Raw genomic sequence first — 14,689 nt, 5'->3', positions numbered from 1 at the left:
CCCGTCCCGTCCCGCGTCACGATGCAACCGGCTGTCGGTCGTCGCCAGCGCGGCAGGGGGCGGGATGTTCGACCGCGATCACCAGGCGGACGCGGAACCCGCGACCAAGGATCCGAAGGCCGCCGCGCGCCCACCCGCGTCCGGAGACGCGCTGCGGGTGCTGCGCGCCGGTGGCAACCGGGCCGTGGCGCGCCTGATGCGCTCCGACGCCCCGGACGGACCCGACGTGGCCTCCCGGATCGCCGCGCGCCGCGGCGGCGGGCAGCCCCTGGCCGACGACGTCCGGTCCCGGTTCGAGGGCGGGTTCGGCGCCGACCTCGGCGACGTGCGCATCCACGACGACGCCGAATCGACAGCGCTCGCCGACACGCTGCACGCCCGCGCGTTCACCACGGGGCGCGACGTCTTCTTCGGCTCGGACGGCTACGACCCGACCACTCCCTCCGGCTCGCACGTGCTCGCGCACGAGCTGGCCCACACGCTGCAGGACGGCACGGGCAGCCGGGCGTTCGGGGCGGAGCTGACGGTGAGCGATCCCGGCGACGCGGCCGAGCGCGAGGCCGAGCAGGCCGCCCGTACGGTGCTGGGCGGTGGGGTTGCGCACCTGCCGGGCACGGGCGCGACCGGTGCCGGGCTGCCGGTCCGGCGCACGCCCGGCGGCGATCTCAGCGAGCGTGACCTGCTGCTCGACGTGATGTTCGGCGGGAACTCGGTCAGCTGGGACTTCCCGGTCAAGGACCTGGATTCCGGCCTGGTCGCGAACCTGCGCGCCGACCCGGCCCGCATCCCGGCGATCGAGGCACAGATCTCGGCGGCGCTGCACGACGACGCCGGGCCGGTGCACGAGAGCCAGACGTACCTGCAGAGCCCGCCGGTCGCCGACGACCTGCGCCGCGATCTGGCGGGCTGGCCCGCCACCCGCGCGCTGCCGCTGTTCAGCGGGCGGATCGCGGCGCGCGCCGCCGCGGTCCGGGCGACCCGGCTGCGCTACCCGCTCGAACAGGGCCTGGAAGCCTCCGGGACGCTGCGGCCGGGCGACATCGACTGGGCGCAGGAGGTCGCCGCACTGCGCGGGCACTCCCCCGGCCCGGACCGTACGGTGATCGATGCCGCCCGCAACGACCGCTTCGCCCTCGCTCTGTCCGTGCTGGACGCCGAGGCCCGGACCGGCCCGCAGCCCGCGCCCGGCCTGAGCCCCCACCCGGACCTGCTCGGCCCGATCATCTTCGCGAAGTACGCGGCCACCGACCCGGCCCCGTCGGAGCTGCAGACCACCGACATGATGCGGACGCACAGCGAGGCGTTCCTGGCCCAGTGGCTGCCGACGATCCGCGACACCCGGCTGATCCCGGACGGCTTCGACTCCTCGGCGTTCGAGCCGACCGACGAGCTGGATCAGCTGCGGCGTGAGCTGGTGAACCGCTACGTCGACGTGGCCGCGCCCCGCACCATGGAGAAATACCTGCTCGACCGGTGGGCCAGCGCCTCGGGCAGCCCGGAGCACTTCATCCGCACCGCCGACATCAGCGCGCTGCGGCACGACCTGATCGAGCATCTCGGCAGGGACTTCATGCGCTGGGCGGTGACCCAACCCGGATTCTCCGGCGCGTTCTGGTCCGATGTGGGGCAGCGCGCCGCGTACGCCGCGTTGAAGACGCTCGTGCTGGCCGGGCGGGCGTTGCAGACGTTCCACGGCACGCTGGCGGACCGGTTCTCCACCGTGGGCGCGGGCGAGCTGAGCACCGAAGAGTTCGCGATCGCTCAGGACCCGTACGGATACAGCCAGAAGATCGGTCTGGTGGCGGCCGCGACCACCGCGCTGACCCAGCACCTCAAGCCCGGTGACCTGCTCGAACACGGCCTGCTCGGCTGGTATCAGGCGATCGCGGCGACCTGGTCGGCGGGTGGCGACGACGCGCGCGGGGTCGCCGGGCTGCTGGCGGTGTTCCAGGGCCTGGGCGGGCTGAAGTCGGCGATCGAGGCGCAACAGTCGGCGAGTCGTACCCATATCGCTCTGCGGTTGGACACCAGCTTCGAGGCGATCGCCGCGGTCATCCGCAACGAGGCCCGCGCCGCGGACGAGTTCATCCAGACCAAGTGGATCCCGATGCTCAAGGTGGTCGCCCTGGAGCAGATCACCAGGAACCGCGACGAGATGAAGGAACACATCGCCAACTGGCCGAAGTACCGGGCCGAGGCGGTGGCGAAGTTCAGGATCTGCGGGCACTTCCTGGACGACCTGATCACGCGGTTGCAGTCCGGCGAGGTCGAGTCGGCCACCATGGGCACCCAGGTGCTCACCCCGGCCGAGCTGCCCGCGCTGATCCAGGCCCGCGACTTCATGAAGGGCGAGGCCGCGAAGCTGGAGAGCGACGACGAGGCCGAGGCCAAGAAGGACGACATGAAGGAGGCCGTCGCGGGCTTCGACAAGGTCCGCAGGCGCATCCTCAGTGGCGACTACAAACCCGTCGACTACTCCAAAGCCGTGTACGACGAGGCCCGCGTCCGGCTCGGCATCGCCGGGTACGAGGACTGGGTCACCATGGGCCAGGCCCTGGACCGGTGGGCGATCGTGCCGCAGAACCCGTTCCTCGGGTACGCGATCGCCCGCTGGCAGTGGGAGGAGCACGTCAAACAGCTCGACGACGAGTTCCTCCTGTTCATCGGGCTGGGCCTGCTGACCCTGGCGTCGCTGGTGGTGCCGGGCGCGGCCGGGGTGGTGCTGACCGCCATCGACGTCGCCGCGGGCATCGCGCAGGGGGTGAAGGGCGTCTCCGACGCGTACGCCCTGGTGGACCTGGCCGAGCTGGACCCGACCGGAGCGATCGGCGGGGTGACCATCGAGCAGGCGCGGGCGGCACTGCACACCGCGTGGATCGGGCTCGGCATCAACATCGTGCTGGTCGGCGGGCTGGGCGCGGTGTGGGCCGCGATGAAGCTGGCGGGCCGCGGGGCGGGCAAGATCCCGATGGAGCTGGAACGCCTCGCCGCCCTCGCGAAGGTCAACCCGGTCGCGGCCGAGAAGATGATGGCCCAGGTCAAGGACCTGGTGAAGCTGGAGGAGCTGCTGGCCGCGACCGGCGACTCGATGCTGCTGGAGCGGATGCTGGCCAAGACGGGCGACGTGCGGCACCTGGAGTACGCGCTGATGTTCGGCGAACCCGCCAAGATCGCCGAACTGATGGAGCTGGCCGGGGACGCGGGCAAGCTGAGCAAGGTCCTCGACCACGTGCCCGACGCGATCACCGCCGAACGGCTGCTGCGGATGACCGACGACGCGGAGGGTCTCGCGCTCCTGCTGCGCAGCGCCGACAACGCCGGGATCGCCGAGGCGCTGCTGAAGTGGACGAACCCGCGGATGGCCGACCGGCTGATCGGGCTGGCCGGTGGTGAGCAGGGCGGTCTGCTCACGCTGAGCACGTCCGGGCTGTCGCCGGAGACCGCGGCCGCCCTGCTGCCCAAGTGCGACAGCGCCGCCGAGCTGGCCGCCCTGGTCAAGCGGATGGACAAGGGCCCGGAACAGATCGCGGGCCTGCTGGAGAAGCATCCGCCGGGCGAGCTGAAGGGCCTGCTGGACCGGGGAATCCGGCCGTCCGAAGTGGAGATGGGCGTCGGCACGCCCGCGCTCGGGGCGCAGCCGACGTTCCCCGCCAACAGCATCCCGATGCCGGAGGCGTCCAAGGCGATCCTGCGCGAGTACGGCCTCGACGGCCACCCGCTGCTGCAAACGATCCAGCCGCACGAGGTGGGCCGGATCCGCACCCTCGCCGAGGGCGGCGGCCTGTCCAAGAAGGTGCCCGCCGACGTACGGCAGAAGGCCGCCCGGTGGGCGGCCGACGGCGCCACCAGCCCGGGAAACTTCGTGGACCGGTGGGAGTACTTCAAGACCCGGGTCGACGACGTGTCGCTGACCCTGGACCCGGCGCTCTACCGCAACCAGAACCTGAAAGTGGTGGCCGCCCGCCAGCTGACCGACGATTTGACACTGCTGGACACGGTCTTCACCTCGCGGGCCCAGACCATGCGGGACCTGGGCGGGATCGGCTGGGCGGATCTCGGCGCCCCGGCGGGTGCCGACCTGGTCAAGGGGAACGCCACCCGGCTCAGCTTCGGCAGTGAGGCCAACGCGGCGTACCACCCGGTGAAGCACCGGGCGGAACTGCCGCTGTCGGAGCGGGCCGCACCGACCGCCTCGTTCGACGCGCAGGCGTCGGCGTACCTGGCCAGCGCCCGGCGCACGGTGGCCGAGGGTGCGCTGGCCTCCGCGGAAACCTCCGAAGGGGCGACCAGAATGGTGTTCAAACGCACCACCGAGGGGGTCGAGATGTCGGCGATGGTCATCACCCGCGACCAGTACGCCCTGATTGCCAGCCTGACCGGAAAGGTGGTCCGGTGAGCCCGTCCGACCGGCGGAGGGTGGCCTCGTGAGCATGTTCGAGCAGCACGTCGACGCTGCGCTGCGGGAGTTGGACTTCGCGGCTGCCCACGACGACGCCGCGAGCGCCATCAACGCGCTGACCCGGATCGGCCTGGCCGAGGCCGCGCTGGGACCGCGGTCGCTGACGGACGCGCCGGAGGCAGCCACCCAGCGGGAAGCCCTGCGGGCCGCCGCGGGCGGGCACGGGCCGCTGATCGCCCGCGCGGCCGCCAACGTCGACGTGCCGATGCGGCGCGGTGACGAAGGGCTGGTCGACGCCCTGCTGGCCCGGACCGGCTACCAGGTGCTGCTCGACCTGGGCGCGTGGGCGCAGCCGCCGTTGGACGACTTCCATCTCGGGGAGGCCGACGACGAACTGGCCGACGCCGTGGCCGCCGGCCCGCCGGAGGTCCCGGACGGCATCCCGCGGACCCACCGCTGGTGGTGGCCCGCCGGGTAGGCGTGCGCCGTCACCGTGCCGGCCAAGGTTTCCGGGTAGCTCGAGTTGCGCGCTGTCGCCGAGGGCCCCACGCCGTACACGGACTATCCCGACCTGCACAGCGACGACAACGTGGGCGCCCGCGAGGTCCGCGCGGGCTGATCCGGATCGGCCCGGGCCGCCTCGGCCGGCGACCGTGGCCCCAACGCGACCGCGCGACGGGCCGCCGGCGGGTGCCGGCGGCCCGGAGGTGCGCATCAGCGGAACGTCACGGGCGGGGCGTGACGTTGCCGGTGACGGTGAGCGTGGCCCGGGCGCCGTTGAGGTGCCCGCCGTTGAAGGTGCTCGTGCCGGCGAGGGTGACGTTGCCTGCCGCGTCCATCGCGATGCCGCCCGGCTGGTCGGTGGACAGGGTGATCGGCAGACGCGAGTCGGAGTCCGCCGGCCAGGCCAGGTCCTCGTCGAACAGCAGGCCCAGATTGAGGCTGAGCCGGCCCGAGGAGCGGTTGAACTGCCCGGCGTTGCTCTCCATGCGTACGGTCACGTGGAAGCTGACCGGGCCCGCCTGGATGAGGTCGCTGGTGATGGTCGGCCATGACCGCACGCTGACGTTCTCGCGGTTGACGCCGTCGAAGTAGAGGTTGAACGACACGTCGCGGACCAGCGGCTCCGTAACCCGGCTGTCCGTCGTGGTCAGCGTCACGCGCCCGGTGAACGTGGCCAGCAGCGCCGGCTTCGCGCCGTCGTTGTCGCGCAGGCACCGTTCGTAGCGGGGCTTCACCACGGCGATCTGCGCGTTGATCTCGCGGATCTGCGCCACGATGTCGGCCTTCTCCTGGGGCGACGCGGACTTCAGGTCGTTCTGCAGGGAGCGCAGGTCGGAGTTGAGGCCCTGCAACTGGTTGAAGTCGGCCTGACAGGGCGCCGGAACGGCGAGCGCGGGCGCAGCGGTGGGCACCAGCAGCGCGCCGGTGGAGAGCGCCGCGCTCAGAAGCGCTGTCGCGATGCGGCGGGACGGTGTCACGTGAATCCTCCGTGCAGTCGGTGCGGCCGCTGGCGGTCGGCGGCCCGGTCGCCCGGTGGTGTGTTCGCCGGGCGTGGCAACGGACGCTAGCCGCGTCGCACCGGTCCGGACATGCGGAAACCCGGGTGTTCCGACGGCGGGAACCTGCATTTGCGCCCCCGTCGACCGCCATGAATACTTCGAAATCCTCAGATGCGGACCGGAGGTCGAGGGTTGGGGCGGGTGCGAGGCGCCGTCGCCGGATGCGCGGCGGCGCTGGCGTTCAGCATCACCGCGATCGCGGCGTCGTGGCACGAGTCGTCGGGCCAGCTCTGGCTGGACGCGGGGTTGCGCCTGTGGGGACTGGTCGGTGTGGCGGTCGGCACGGTGGTGTGGATCCGCGCGCCGCATCCACACCTCGGCCGGCTGATGGTCTGGGCGGCCACGGTGTGGCACGTCAACTTCCTGCGCGCGGTGGATCAGCCGGTGGTCGCCGCGGTGGGCTTCTGCGGCGCGTACGCCTGGACCGCCGCCCTCGGGCACGTGCTGTACACCTGGCCGACCGGCCGGGCCACCACCCGGCTGGCGCGGCTGTTCGTCCCGGTGGGTTACGCCGCGTCGATCGGAACGCAGGTGCTGGTGTATGTGGTCGACGGCCCCGCGGCGCCGCGGGCGTTCGGGCAGCCGGGCGGTCGGACAGCGGCCGCGGCCGTCGGCAGCGTGGTGTTCGCGGTCCTGTCGGCGAACATGATCGGGATCATGTTGTGGCGGTGGGTACGGGCCAGCCGGATGCGGCGCCGATCCGCGACACCGGTCTGGACGTTCATTGTCGTGGCCTGCGCGATGGGCGTCGCGGTCGCGCTGGTGGCGCTGCTCGACCTGCCGTCCCGTATCGAAATGGCGCTGATGCTGACCGCGATGGTGACCAGCCTGCCGGTGGTCCCGGTCATCCACCTCGTGCAGCGCAACCGCAGCCGCACCGCGACGTGGCGGGTGGCCCAGGTGGCGCTGCGGGAGGAACAACCGGCCACCGAGGAACCGGCGCCGATCCGCCTGGAACGCTCCCTGGCCGAGGCGGTCGGCGACCCGACGCTGCGGCTGCTGTACCCGGCATTCGGCGGCGGGTACGTCGACGGCGTCGGGAAACACTGGCCGGAACTGCCCGGCGACGGCTCGGGCCGGGCGATCACCACGGTCGAACGCCGGGGCCGCCTCATGGCGGTCATCGAGCACGACGACGCACTGCACAACGAACGTACCGTCGCCGAGGCCGCCGGGGCCGCCGCCGGGCTGGCCCTGGAGAACGCCCACCTGTACGCGACGCTGCACGCCCAGATCGACCAGCTGCACGACTCCCGGCACCGCATCGCCACCAGCGCCCTGGCCGAACGCCGCCGCATCCAGCGCGACCTGCACGACGGCGCCCAGCAGGAACTCTTCGCCGTCCTGGTGCTGCTCGACATGGCCCGCCGGGCGTCCGATCCGGAGGCGGCCACGGGCATGGCGCACCGGGCGCACCGGCAGCTCGGCGACGCGATCGCCTCGCTGCGGCTGCTCACCGAGGGCATCTACCCGGTCACCCTGGTCGAGCACGGCCTGACGCCCGCCGTGGAGAGCCTCGTCGACCGGGCGCCGCTGCCCGTCACCGTGGACACGTCTGCGGGCCGCCACCAGCCGGACATCGAGATCACCGCGTACTTCGTGGTGGCCGAGGCGCTGGGCAACGTCTACAAGCACGCGAACGCCACGCGGGTGCACGTGTCGATCCGGTGCCGCGACGGCAGTCTGGTGCTGCGGATCGCCGACGACGGCCGCGGCGACGCCGACCCGGGCGGCACGGGCCTGCGCGCGCTCGCCGACCGGGTCGCCACCGTCGGGGGCACGCTCACGATCACCGCCGGTGAGCCCGGCGGCACGGTCGTCGTGGCCGCGTTCCCGCTCCACCAACCCTGTTTTCACGAGCGAGGGGAGCAGCCGTGCACGTCGTGATCGTCGAGGATCAGGGCCTGTTGCGCGACGCGCTGGCCGAGGGACTCACCGGGCAGGGTGTCCACGTCACCGCGAAGGTCCGGGACGCCGACGGCGCACTCGCCGCGATCGACGCCGCCGCGCCCGACGTCGCGATCCTGGACATCCGGCTGCCGCCGACGTTCAGCGACGAGGGTCTGGTCATCGCGGAGCAGGTCCGCGAGCGTTACCCCGAGGTCGGTCTGCTGGTGCTCTCGTCGTACGCCGAGGTGGCCTACGCAGAGCGGCTGCTGCACATGCAGGACGAGTCCCGCGCGATCGGGTACCTGCTGAAGGAGCGCGTCGGCGACCTCGCCGAACTCACCGAGGCCCTGCGCCGGGTGTCCGGCGGTGAGGTGGTCATCGACCCGCTGCTGATCGACCGGCTGATGCGCCGCCGCCGCGCCCCCGACCCCCTCGCCGCGCTCAGCCCGCACGAGCGGCGGATCCTGGCCCTGGTGGCCGAGGGCCGCTCCAACCTGGGCATCGCGCAGGAACTCGGCAACCAGATCAGCACGGTGGAGAAGCACGTGTCCGTCATCGCCGACAAACTGCGGCTGCCGGCGGCCCGCGACACCGACCGGCGCCACGTCAACATGCGCGTCCTCGCCGCCCTGGTCTACCTGCGCAGCCTCGATCAGGCCCGAGGCGGTCCTGATCACTGACCCGGGCGGCACACCCCGCGGATGTGGTCCACTGGTCGTCCCCGGGCTCACCATCCGCGCGGGCCGACCTGAGGAGCACACCGTGACCGACGCAAAGCCGCGCCGACGCATCCACCCGCGCCGCTGGACACCCCCGGCCGCCGCCCCGGACGCGGGCCCGACCGCCCCGCTGGTGGTCGAGCGGCGGCTGCCCACGGGCGCGCCGGGCCCCGAGGACGTGGCGTTCGACACCACGGGCGGGATCATCACGGGCACGGCCGACGGCAGCATCGAGCGGATCGACCCGGCGACGGGCGAGCGTACGGTGCTGGGCAACACCGGTGGTCGCCCACTCGGCCTCGAACCGCGCCCCGACGGCACGGTGCTGGTCTGCGACTACGACAAGGGGCTGCTGCGGCTGGTGGACGGCCGGGTCGAGACGCTGGCCGACGCGGTGGACGGGCAGCGGATCACCTTCGCCAGCAACGTGGCCGAGGCGCCGGACGGCGCGATCTGGTTCACCACGTCGACGAGCGAATGGCACGTCGAGCACTACCTCGGCGACATGTTCGAGCACTCCGGCACGGGCCGCCTGCTGTGCCGCACACCGGACGGCACGGTACGTACGGTGGAGAGCGGTTTGAAGTTCGCCAACGGTGTGGTGGTCGCGCCGGACGGCTCGCACCTGGTGTTCGCGGAGACCTCCGGCTACCGGATCCGGCGGCACTGGCTCACCGGTCCGCAGGCGGGCACCACCGACACCCTCGTGGAGAACCTGCCCGGCTTCCCGGACAACATGAGCCTGGGCAGCGACGGCCTGCTCTGGGTGGCCATCGCCGCGCCCCGCAACGCGCTGCTCGACCGGCTGCTGCCGCTGCCCGGCTTCCTGCGCACGCTGCTGTGGAACGTGCCCGAGGCGATCCGTCCCGAGGCCACCCCGATCGCCTGGGTGATGGCGTTCGACTTCACCGGCCGGGTGGTGCACGACCTGCGGGGCAAGAACTGCGGCTACGGCTTCGTCACGTCGGTGGCCGAACGCGACGGCACCCTCGTCATCGGCAGCCTCTCCGAGGACGCCGTCGCGGTGATCCGCTCCGGGACGCCAGCGACCTCGTGACGGGGACGCCGTACTGAGCGGCTCTAGGTGCCAGTGGCGATGACGCCGTCGAACTCGAAGACCGGGTTGGGTACGTCGTGGCCGTGGGCGTCGGTGATGGTGGCCAGTCCGATGATCCTGGATGGTCCCCCGGCGACGTAGGTGGCGTCGGTGTGCACGGTGACCTCGAACTTGGCAGCGTCCTGGTGCTGGCCGTGGTTGTCGGTGAAGCTCATCATGCAGATCCAGTTCGGCCCGGCACCGGTGTCGGCGACGTTCGGGCCGCCCTTGTCGCAGCTGGTCGTGGCGCCGATCGTGGCGGTGGTGACGCCGGGGATGCCGAGGATGCCGGCCTGCTGCACGTACAGGTTCGCGAAGGTCGGCGCGAGCGCCGATTCCAGGCCGGCCCTGGTGATCTCGGGCTGACCGGCGGCGATCGTGCCGGCGAGGCCGCCGACGGCGGCGAGCACCAGCGCGGTGCGGGTGATGTTCGGGCGCATGGTCAGCCTCCGGTGATGTCGCGGCGGCGCAGGGACAGGTACGCCCCGGCGAGACAGACGAGGGTCCACGCGGCACTGACCGCGAGCCCGGTGCGCAGCGGCCCGGTGAACGGCTGCTCGGCGAACAGGCCGTGCCAGGCCTCGAACGGCGTGGTCAGCAACAGCTTGCGGGTCAGGTCGAGGCCGCCGACGCTGCCCAGCAACTGCATGGCGAAGCCGATGACGACCGGCGCGGCGATGCCGAGGGCCGGATTTCGGGTACGCGCCGACAGCAGCAGCGCGAGCGCGGTGAACCCGACCATCGGCGGGACGGCGGTGGCCCACGCGGCGACGACCAGCCGCAGCGCGTCGGCCGACGCGATGCTCTGCCCGGACAGGCCGCTCAGTGGCTGGCCACCGATGATCAGCAGGCTGGCGACGATGGTGCTCGCCGCGAAAACGGCCAGCAGCAACAGGTTGAAGGCGAGCGCGGTGAGCGTCTTGGCCCAGAAGATATGGGTACGGCTGACCGAGCGGGTGAGGATCGTCTTCCAGGTGCCGTGCTGGTCCTCGCTGGCGAAGATGTCACCGGCGACGACCGCCGCCAGCAACGGCAGCACCCACTGCGCGGCGAACGCGAGCATCAGCAACGGCATCGCGTAGCCGCTGACGTGGATGAGCCGGCCGTAGATGGTGTCCGACGGTGGCTGCTGCTGGCCGTTGAGGACGGCGACGACCACGGGCGGGATGATCAGGGCGGCGGCCAGCAGCGCCCGGCTGCGCATCTGGGCGGCGAGTTTCACCATCTCCCAGCGCAGTGCGGCGCCCGGTCCCGGTCGGCGGGTGGCGGGTGCGGCGGCCGTCCGGCCGCTGGGGGTCATCGGCGGGCTCCGGCAGTGGCCGGGTCGACGGCGGGCCGGTCGGTGTCGGGTTCGGTGAGCATGAAGAACAGCGCCTCCAGAGGGGTTTCCCGGCGGGCCAGGCCGCGCAGGGCGATGCCGTCGCCGACGACTTCGGCGACCAGCGCGTCGATCCCGGGTTGCGGACCGCGCACGGCGAGGCCGTCACCGAGACGCTCGACGTCGAGCCCGCGGGCGGTGGCCAGGATCGCGGTGCGGTCGTCGTCGGTGGTGTGCAGGTGGTGGGCCTGCTCGGGCGCGCGTTCGCGCAGTGCGGTGATGGAGCCGTGGTAGACGACGGCGCCGGCGCGCATGATGGTGACGTCGTCGCAGATCTCCTCCACCTCGGCCATGTCGTGACTGGACAGCAGGACGGTCAGGCCGCTCCCGGCGAGGCGTTTGACCAGGGCGCGCATGTCGCGGATCCCGGCCGGGTCCAGGCCGTTGGCGGGTTCGTCGAGTACGAGCAGTCGCGGGTCGCGCAGGAGCGCGGCGGCGACGCCGAGGCGCTGGCGCATCCCGAACGAGTAGCCGCCGACCCTGTCGTGCTGCCGGTCGCGCAGGTCCACGGTGTCGAGGACCTCGTCGATGCGGGTCCGCGAAGCGCCGCCGTCGAGGCCGGCGAGCAGCTGGAGGTTCTTGTGGCCGGTCAGCCCCGGGTAGAACTTCGGGCTCTCGATGAACCCGGCGACCCCGTCCAGCGCGCGGATCCCGTCGCGCTCCCAGGTGCGGCCGAAGACCCGCAACGTCCCGGAGTCGGGGCGGATCAGCCCGAACAGCATCCGCAGGAGGGTGGTCTTTCCGGCGCCGTTCGGGCCCAGCACCCCGTACACCTCACCCTGGCCGACCCGGACGCCGAGCCGGTCGACCGCGGTGAGCGGGCCGAACGTCTTCGTCAGGTCGACCGCGTCGACCGCCAGCACATCGCTCATGACGGGCGACGCTAGGGATCGGGCATGAAGGGCAGATGAAGCCTCACCCGCCGGTGGTGGCGCGGGAGCGGGTGAGCGCGAGTGCCGCGCCCGCGGCCAGCAGAACGGCGAGCGCGGCGAAGCCGGACGCGAGACCGGCCGTTGACGCGACCGCGGCGACCAGCAGCGGGCCGCCCGCGTCGCCCAGTTCGCGGCCGAGTTCGGCGGCACCCATGGTCTGGCCCAGACGCGCGGGCGGGGTGCTCGCCGCCAGCGCGGCGAACCCCAACGGGGTGATGAGGCCGGTGCCGACACCGATCAGGGCCGCACCGGAGAGCACCCCGATCAGACCCGGGAGGGTCGCGGCGGCCAGCCCGGCGGCCGTGATCGCCAGACCCGTGGTCAGCCCGGATCGGGTCGTCAGCCGCCCGTCGTCCAGGGCGCGCCCGGCTCGGGGCTGCACGAGAGCGGCGCACGCGGCGAGGACGGACACCGCGGCGCCAGTGGCGACCGGGCCGAGCCCGGCCGCCCGCCCCGCGACGGGCAGGAAACCCACCCCGACCGACAGCGCCGCGGTCGCGCCCGCCAGCGCGGCGGTCGGTCCGAGAAAGGCCGGATCGGCCAGCCTGCGGGCCAGGTCGAGGACCGTCTGCCGGGACCGGGGCAACGGCGGCACGACGGGTACGGCCAGCAGCGCCCAGACGGCGACCGCCGCCCCGAGCACGGTGAGCGTTGCGAACACCAGGCGCAGCCCGCCGGCCCACACCAGCAGGCCACCCAGCAGCGGTCCGAGCGTGTAGCCGATCGACTTGTAGAAGCCGTACGAGCCGAACGCCCGGCCGTGTTTCGCGGCCGGATTCAGCCGGGCGAGCAGCGCCGACGCGGCCGGGGAGAACGCCGAGGCGGCGGCGCCCTGCCCGAGCCGGGCGGCCCAAAGCCAGCCGGGGCTGTCGGCCGCCACGTACGCGGCGGACGCGGCCGCGAACGCGACGAGCCCGCCGAGCATGACCGGCCGGGCGCCGATCCGGTCGGCGAGGCTGCCGAAGACCGGCTTGAGCACAATCTCCGCGCCGTCGTAGAGGGCGAGCAGGCCGCCGAGCACGAGCAGTGAGGTGACCGCGTCGCCCGCGTGTGCGCCGAGGTTCGCGGCGATCGAGTGGGCGCCGAAGGCGGTGGTGAAGCCGGCCGCGTACAGCGGCCACATCGCCCGGCGTGACTCCGGCGCGGGCTCGCTCACGGCTGGTCCCGCGCGGCGTCGGCGGCGCGGGGGTCCTGCACGCGGCTGCCCGCCCCGGCGGTGCATGGCATGCCGTTCATGGTCGCACCCGGCTGGCCACGGGGCGGGCCGGTCACCGCGGCGGGCCATCGCCGATCGGCTCGCGGTCCCGGCCGCGACGGTGGTGCCGGACCCGAAGCCACAGCACCGCGGCCCCGGCCAGCACGAGCGCGGCGAGAACGTACGGCTGGTAGCGGTGCACGACCGCGGTGATCGCCTGCCAGTGGTCCCCGGCCACGTAGCCGACCGCCGCCCACAGGCCGACCCAGAGGGCCGCACCGACCGCGTTGAACAGCAGGAACCGCCGCCAGGGCATGCCGGTGGCGCCGGCCACGATGCCGTTGAGCTGGCGCAGCCCCTCCACGAAACGGGCGCCCGCGACGACCTTGGGCCCGTGCCGGGCCATGAACGCCTCCACCCGGGCGAACCGGGCCGCGCTCAGGCCGACGAAGCGGCCCCAGCGCAGCACCAGGCGGCGGCCACCCGCGCGGCCGATCAGGTAGCCGACGCTGTCGCCGCACACCGCGGCCGCGAACGCCGCGAGCGCCACCACGACGATGTTGAGCTGGCCGTGCCCGGCCGCCCCCGCACCGGCGATGATCGCGGTCTCGCCCGGGGCGGGCACCCCGAAGCCCTCCACGAACACGGTCGCCGTGACACCCGGATAGCCGTACCGGGTCGCCAGCGTGGACAGCGACCAGCCAAGAACGATCATGGCCGCCCACCCCCACCCCGAATGGTCCGGCCGCCACGGTAGGGACGCCACCATGAAGGGAAGATGAAGACGAACGGCGGCCATGCTGCACTGGTCGCCGCTGCGGTGAAGGAGGTGGGCGGGTGCGGGTGCTCGTGGTCGAGGACGAACGCCGCCTGGCCGATCTGCTCGCCCGCGGACTGCGCGAGGCCGGACACACCGTCGACGTGCGCCACACCGGCGGCGACGGGCTGCTGGCCGCGACCAGCGGCGAGTACGACACCGTGGTGCTCGACGTGATGCTGCCCGGCCTCGACGGGGTGGCCGTCTGCCGGAGCCTGCGCGACCGCGGCATCCGCGTACCCGTGCTCATGCTGACCGCCCGCGGTGAGGTCCCCGACCGCGTCGTCGGTCTGGACGCCGGGGCCGACGACTACCTGAGCAAGCCGTTCTCCTTCGACGAGCTGCTGGCCCGGCTGCGTGCCCTGCATCGCCGCAGCACCGATCGGGCCGCCGCCGCGTTGCAGGCGGGCGACCTGCGCCTCGATCCCGCGGCACGGCGTGTCTTCCGCGACCGGAGCGAGATCATCCTGTCCGCGCGCGAGTTCGACATCCTCGCCCTGCTGATGGGCCGGGCCGGGCAGTGCGTCACCCGCTACCAGATACTCGACGAGGTGTGGGACGGCGAGACCGACCTGCGGTCCAACGTCATCGACGTGTACATCGCCAGCCTGCGCACGAAGGTCGACAAGCCTTTCGCCCGCCACGCCATCACCACCCTGCGCGGTGCCGGCTACCGCCTCGAACCCGACGGCGGCTGACCC

The 14,689-nt window shown here is 72.9% G+C and carries 11 protein-coding genes and 1 pseudogene; 6 read left to right on the top strand and 6 right to left on the bottom strand.

Features of this window, described 5'->3' with window-relative positions:
- Window positions 1-64 precede the first annotated feature (64 nt).
- Both ACMCNN_RS07135 and ACMCNN_RS07130 read left to right on the top strand, forming a co-directional pair.
- Window positions 65-4,396, top strand: coding sequence for a DUF4157 domain-containing protein (locus tag ACMCNN_RS07135; RefSeq protein WP_412745373.1), 4,332 nt, complete (start codon window positions 65-67; stop codon window positions 4,394-4,396).
- A 28-nt stretch (window positions 4,397-4,424) separates the two neighbouring features.
- Complete coding sequence (locus ACMCNN_RS07130) at window positions 4,425-4,877, top strand: hypothetical protein (protein WP_412745372.1); 453 nt, start codon at window positions 4,425-4,427, stop codon at window positions 4,875-4,877.
- 247 nt (window positions 4,878-5,124) lie between these two features.
- Here the strand turns inward: ACMCNN_RS07130 and ACMCNN_RS07125 are convergent, their stop codons facing one another.
- Entirely contained in the window at window positions 5,125-5,880 is a 756-nt protein-coding gene (locus ACMCNN_RS07125) for a hypothetical protein (protein WP_412745371.1), read from the bottom strand.
- Window positions 5,881-6,102: 222 nt separating this feature from the next.
- On the opposite strand from ACMCNN_RS07125, the gene ACMCNN_RS07120 reads away from it, so the two are divergent.
- The 3 genes from ACMCNN_RS07120 (at window position 6,103) to ACMCNN_RS07110 (ending at window position 9,627) form a co-directional block, all read left to right on the top strand.
- Window positions 6,103-7,848, top strand: coding sequence for a sensor histidine kinase (locus ACMCNN_RS07120; RefSeq protein WP_412745370.1), 1,746 nt, complete (start codon window positions 6,103-6,105; stop codon window positions 7,846-7,848).
- Window positions 7,836-8,531: a response regulator gene (locus tag ACMCNN_RS07115; RefSeq protein WP_412745369.1), complete on the top strand. Its 696-nt coding sequence runs from the start codon at window positions 7,836-7,838 to the stop codon at window positions 8,529-8,531. Before ACMCNN_RS07120 ends, ACMCNN_RS07115 begins: the two co-directional genes overlap by 13 nt.
- Window positions 8,532-8,613: 82 nt before the next feature.
- Window positions 8,614-9,627: an SMP-30/gluconolactonase/LRE family protein gene (locus ACMCNN_RS07110; protein WP_412745368.1), complete on the top strand. Its 1,014-nt coding sequence runs from the start codon at window positions 8,614-8,616 to the stop codon at window positions 9,625-9,627.
- Between the two features lie 23 nt (window positions 9,628-9,650).
- Here the strand turns inward: ACMCNN_RS07110 and ACMCNN_RS07105 are convergent, their stop codons facing one another.
- The 5 genes and pseudogenes from ACMCNN_RS07105 to ACMCNN_RS07085 all read right to left on the bottom strand — a co-directional run bounded on the left by ACMCNN_RS07105 (window position 9,651) and on the right by ACMCNN_RS07085 (window position 13,886).
- A complete protein-coding gene (locus tag ACMCNN_RS07105) occupies window positions 9,651-10,106 on the bottom strand; it encodes a hypothetical protein (protein WP_412745367.1) in 456 nt (151 codons plus the stop codon).
- A 2-nt stretch (window positions 10,107-10,108) separates the two neighbouring features.
- The gene (locus ACMCNN_RS07100) at window positions 10,109-10,966 is read right to left on the bottom strand and encodes an ABC transporter permease (RefSeq protein WP_412745366.1); all 858 of its coding nucleotides are present in this window, start codon (window positions 10,964-10,966) and stop codon (window positions 10,109-10,111) included.
- Window positions 10,963-11,856 (bottom strand): annotated as a pseudogene (locus ACMCNN_RS07095) (ABC transporter ATP-binding protein); the annotation flags it as partial. The gene ACMCNN_RS07100 and the pseudogene ACMCNN_RS07095, both read right to left, overlap by 4 nt.
- 103 nt (window positions 11,857-11,959) lie before the next feature.
- On the bottom strand, window positions 11,960-13,132 hold the full coding sequence (locus ACMCNN_RS07090; protein ID WP_412745365.1) for an MFS transporter: 1,173 nt from the start codon (window positions 13,130-13,132) through the stop codon (window positions 11,960-11,962).
- 112 nt (window positions 13,133-13,244) lie between these two features.
- Entirely contained in the window at window positions 13,245-13,886 is a 642-nt protein-coding gene (locus ACMCNN_RS07085) for a DedA family protein (protein WP_412745364.1), read from the bottom strand.
- A 122-nt stretch (window positions 13,887-14,008) separates the two neighbouring features.
- Here ACMCNN_RS07085 and ACMCNN_RS07080 point away from each other — a divergent pair, with 122 nt between their 5' ends.
- Window positions 14,009-14,686, top strand: a complete 678-nt coding sequence (locus ACMCNN_RS07080) for a response regulator (RefSeq protein WP_412745363.1) — start codon at window positions 14,009-14,011, stop codon at window positions 14,684-14,686.
- Window positions 14,687-14,689: the final 3 nt, after the last annotated feature.

Origin of the sequence: Krasilnikovia sp. MM14-A1004 (assembly GCF_047159485.1) — a bacterium.
Classification (GTDB): Bacteria; Actinomycetota; Actinomycetes; order Mycobacteriales; family Micromonosporaceae; genus Actinoplanes.
Note: the sequence above shows the minus strand (reverse complement) of the source record. Positions and strands in the feature narration are given on the sequence as shown.

Bases quoted from the DNA above. Each gene is read 5' to 3' on its own strand.
- ACMCNN_RS07085 (WP_412745364.1), bottom strand. From the start codon at position 13,886: ATGATCGTTCTTGGCTGGTCGCTGTCCACGCTGGCGACCCGGTACGGC.
- ACMCNN_RS07105 (WP_412745367.1), bottom strand. From the start codon at position 10,106: ATGCGCCCGAACATCACCCGCACCGCGCTGGTGCTCGCCGCCGTCGGC.
- ACMCNN_RS07100 (WP_412745366.1), bottom strand. From the start codon at position 10,966: ATGACCCCCAGCGGCCGGACGGCCGCCGCACCCGCCACCCGCCGACCG.
- ACMCNN_RS07135 (WP_412745373.1), top strand. From the start codon at position 65: ATGTTCGACCGCGATCACCAGGCGGACGCGGAACCCGCGACCAAGGAT.